Here is a 3,687-nt window from a genome sequence, read left to right as displayed (position 1 = left end):
GCGGCGGGCGGTGAACTCGGCGATCCCGGCCAGCTCCAGGTACTCCGCCCGGTTCTGCAACCGGCGGCTGGCTGACACCAGCCCCAGCAGCTCATCATCGGACAGCCCCGGCAGCCCGGCCGCGGCGTTCTCCGCCAGCGCCGCCAGCAGCGGCCCCGGCCGCAGCGCATCCGCGGTCTTGTCCTGCGCGAACCCCTGGCCGCCGAGCCCGTCCGGCCCGGCCATCGCCGCCAGCTGCACGGGGTCGGCGTCGGCGGCCTCGCCCAGGGTGACCATGACCGCCGGGGCGGGCACGTCCTCATCCGGCACCGGGATCCGGCCGGCGTCCACCCCGGCCAGGAACCGGGCCAGGTCCGCGTCCGCGTCCCAGTCCTCCCCGCCGCGCGCCGGGTCCGCGGGCAGCGGCGGCTGCTCGCCGCCGGGCTGTCCGGGGCCGGGGATGGGGGCGGCTGCCATGGGACGGTTCTCCGTTCGGATTGCCGGGGGGGGATCTGGGCTGATACGAACACTATACCGTACCCCTACGACATTCGAGGATGCTCGGCTGGAGAGTCGGCAGGGTTCGTTCGGGATAATGGGGAGCGGAATGGGACGGAGGGGATGCGTGGTGGCGGTCGGTCAGGCGCTGGTGCTCGGTGGCGGCGGTGTCGCGGGAATCGCGTGGATGACGGGACTGCTCGCGGGGCTCGCCGACGCCGGCCAGGACGTGAGCGGCGCGGACCTGATCATCGGCACGTCCGCGGGCGCGACGGTGGCCGCGCAGGTCGGCAGCGGGGTCGGGCTGGACGAACTGTTCGCGCGGCAGACCGATCCCGCCAGGCAGTCGGCCGAGATCGTGGTGGAGATCGACCTGGCGGAGTTCGCCGAGAATTTCGGCGGCTACCTGGCCGGGGCGACGCCGGTGTCCACGCCCGACGAGGCGCTGCGGGCGGCCGGGGCCTTCGCGCTCGCGGCGCCGACCGTGCCCGAGGCCGAGCGGCGGGCGGTCATCGAGTCGCGGCTGCCGGCCCACGAGTGGCCGTCGCGGCGGATCCGGCTGGTGGCGGTCGACTGCGAGACCGGGGCGACCCGCGTGTTCGACGCGAGCTCGGGCGTGAGCCTGGTCGACGCCGTGGCCGCGAGCTGCGCCGTGCCCGGCATCTGGCCGCCGGTGACGATCGACGGCCGCCGGTACATGGACGGCGGGACCCGGTCGGCCGACAACGCGGACCTCGCCGCGGGCGCAGGGCGGATCGTCGTGGTGTCGCCGTTCGGCTTCGATTCCCCGCTCCCGTCCCCGATGCCGCTGCGGGACGTGGTGCGGCGGCTTCGCGACGGCGGCGCGCAGGTCACGGTCATCCAGCCCGACGAGGCGTCGCGGGCCGCGATCGGCGGCAACCCGCTTGACCCCGCGACGCGGGTGCCCGCGGCCCGCGCGGGACGCGCCCAGGGGCGGGCGGGCCTGCCGGCCGACTGACCTGGCTTGTTGACCGGCCTATTGGCCCGGCTTGCTGACCTGGCTCACAGCCGGGCGAGCGTCGCCTCGTCGGGCTTGCCGTCGAAGTACTTCGCCACCACCTGCCCGAACGCGGGTTCGTCCGGGCCGGCGGCCAGGAAGAGCGTCATGGACGAGCGGAGCTTGATGGCGTCGACGTCCCCGAAGATCTGCGCCGCGGTCTTGCCGTCGGTGGCGGCCAGCACGCGCGCGCATTCGGCCAGCCGGGGACCGAGCACCGGATGCATGAGGTAGGCGCGCGCCTCCGCCAGCGAGCTGATCGCGTAGCGCTGCGATATCGCGCTGAAGCCAAGGCCCGCGATCTGCGGGAAGACGAACCACATCCAGTGGCTCACCTTCAGGCCTGCGCGCAGTTCGGCGAGCGCGCGCTGGTACGTGCCGCCGCTGTCCTGCGCGGCCACGAACCGCTCAAGCCGGTAAGGATCGTCCATCCCCGCGCTCCGGTTCACTGCTTGCGGAAGAATGCCCTGTGTGAGGATAACCAGACAGATCGCCGTCTTCGACGCGGCCGACCTTGCCGCGGAGAGCACGTTCTGGGCGGGGCTGCTCGGCGGGACGGTCTTGCCGGAGGACGACTGGCACACGGTTTACGTCGACGGCGTGCCGCGGCTGGCCGTTCAGCTCGCGCCAGGCCACGTGCCGCCGCAGTGGCCGGACGGCACCCCGCAGCAGATCCATCTCGACCTGTGGGTCGACGACATCAGGGCCGCGCACGACGAGGCCATGGGGCTGGGCGCCAGGCTGCTGCAGGCGGCCGATGTCGAGTCCGACTCGGGTTTCCAGGTCTACGCCGACCCCGCCGGGCACCCGTTCTGCCTGTGCTGGGAGTAGTTAATAACGCGCTAAGGCTGCCCGGGGCCCAGTCCCAAAGTTCCCGCGAGCACCGTGAAACCACAGACCCGCGGGCCGCGTCCAAGGGACATGCGGAACGGGATTCGGATCAGCTTGGTAATGGTGGCCGTGGCGGTCGCGGGGGCCGGGTGCGCGAGCGCACCCAAGCCGGCGCCCGCGCCTGCCCCGGTCGTGGCCCGCGGGGTGGCGGCGGTCGAGCCCGCCGCGGACCCGCGGCCCTTCGGTGCGGCGGACACCGCGTTCGCCCTTGACGTGCTGCGCGCCTGGTGCGCGGAGTACCCGCAGCAGAACCTGGTGTTCTCGCCGAGCACGCTGGCCAGCGCGCTCGGCATGGCCTACCTGGGCGCGCGCGGGACGACCGCGCAGGAGATGGCCGCGGTGCTGCACCTGCCGACGACCAGCGCGGCGGCGCTCGCCGCCGGGCTGCAGGCGCGGGCCGAGGCGCTTGCCGACCTCGACGGGCCGGGCGTCACGCTATCGGCGAGCAACGAGGTGTGGGCCGACCCGAGCCTGCCGCCGCTGCAGGCGTACCTGGACGCGGTCGCGACCGGCTACAACGCCGGCGTCGCCCAGGCGCCCTTCAGCACCAACCCTGGCGAGGCTGCCGACGAGATCAACAAGGCGATTTCCGCCGCCACGCACGGGCACATCTCCCAGCTCGTGTCGCCGGCCATGCTGCAGGGCATCGGCTGGGTGCTGACTTCCGCCCTGTACATGGACGCCGCCTGGGCCACGCCGTTCGACCCGCACCAGACCGCCTCCGGGTCGTTCACCCTGGCCGGCGGGCAGCAGGTGACCGCGAAGTTCATGAACGGCTCCGGGTACAGCTTCGCCACCGCGGACGGGTGGACCGCGGTCTCGCTGCCCTACGAGGGCGGGAAGCTGTCGATGATCGCCCTGCTGCCGCCGTCAGCAGGCGGCACCTGCGCCCTGCCGAGCCAGGCCGCCCTGCAGACGATGACGGCGGCGCTGACCGGCAGCGCGAGCAACTCCGCCGCGGCGGACATATCGCTGCCGAAGGTCAGCCTCAGCACCTCGGGCTCGATGGGTGACATGAAGGCCGTGCTCGAGCAGCTGGGCATGGGGCAGGCGTTCACCGCCGCAGCGGACTTCACCGGGCTGTCGAAGTACGCGAGCTTCCTCGGGTTCGTCCAGCAGGCGGCCACGCTGCAGGTCGGGGAGAAGGGCACCGTGGGCGCCGCGGCGGCCGCGGCCGGCGTCGTGGCGAGCGCCGCCCGGGTCGCCGCCCCGCGGACGATCGTGTTCGACCGGCCCTACCTCATGCTGGTGACCGACACCGCGACCGGGGAGCCGCTGTTCCTCGCGAAGGTGGCCAACCC

Annotated in this window: 5 protein-coding genes; 3 read left to right on the top strand and 2 right to left on the bottom strand. The window is 73.5% G+C overall.

Annotated features, from left to right (window positions below):
- The coding region (locus Q1N79_RS04035) for a hypothetical protein (protein WP_300604549.1) at nucleotides 1-456 on the bottom strand (456 nt) is incomplete at its 3' end.
- A 148-nt stretch (nucleotides 457-604) separates the two neighbouring features.
- Here Q1N79_RS04035 and Q1N79_RS04030 point away from each other — a divergent pair.
- Nucleotides 605-1,456 (top strand): patatin-like phospholipase family protein, encoded by an 852-nt coding sequence (locus tag Q1N79_RS04030; protein ID WP_300604547.1) that lies wholly within the window; start codon nucleotides 605-607, stop codon nucleotides 1,454-1,456.
- A 44-nt stretch (nucleotides 1,457-1,500) separates the two neighbouring features.
- Here the strand turns inward: Q1N79_RS04030 and Q1N79_RS04025 are convergent, their stop codons facing one another.
- Nucleotides 1,501-1,926 (bottom strand): DUF1810 domain-containing protein, encoded by a 426-nt coding sequence (locus tag Q1N79_RS04025; RefSeq protein ID WP_300604544.1) that lies wholly within the window; start codon nucleotides 1,924-1,926, stop codon nucleotides 1,501-1,503.
- 40 nt (nucleotides 1,927-1,966) lie between these two features.
- Between Q1N79_RS04025 and Q1N79_RS04020 the strand changes: the two genes are divergently transcribed.
- Both Q1N79_RS04020 and Q1N79_RS04015 read left to right on the top strand, forming a co-directional pair.
- The gene (locus Q1N79_RS04020) at nucleotides 1,967-2,326 is read left to right on the top strand and encodes a VOC family protein (protein ID WP_300604542.1); all 360 of its coding nucleotides are present in this window, start codon (nucleotides 1,967-1,969) and stop codon (nucleotides 2,324-2,326) included.
- A 129-nt stretch (nucleotides 2,327-2,455) separates the two neighbouring features.
- Nucleotides 2,456-3,687, top strand: a 1,232-nt coding sequence (locus Q1N79_RS04015) for a serpin family protein (protein ID WP_300604539.1), incomplete at its 3' end; no start/stop codon positions are given.

Origin of the sequence: Trebonia sp. (genome assembly GCF_030042015.1) — a bacterium.
In the GTDB taxonomy this organism is placed as follows: Bacteria; Actinomycetota; Actinomycetes; order Streptosporangiales; family Streptosporangiaceae; genus Trebonia.
The sequence above is the reverse complement of the archived record's forward strand: the minus strand, read 5'-3'. Positions and strand labels throughout refer to the sequence as shown.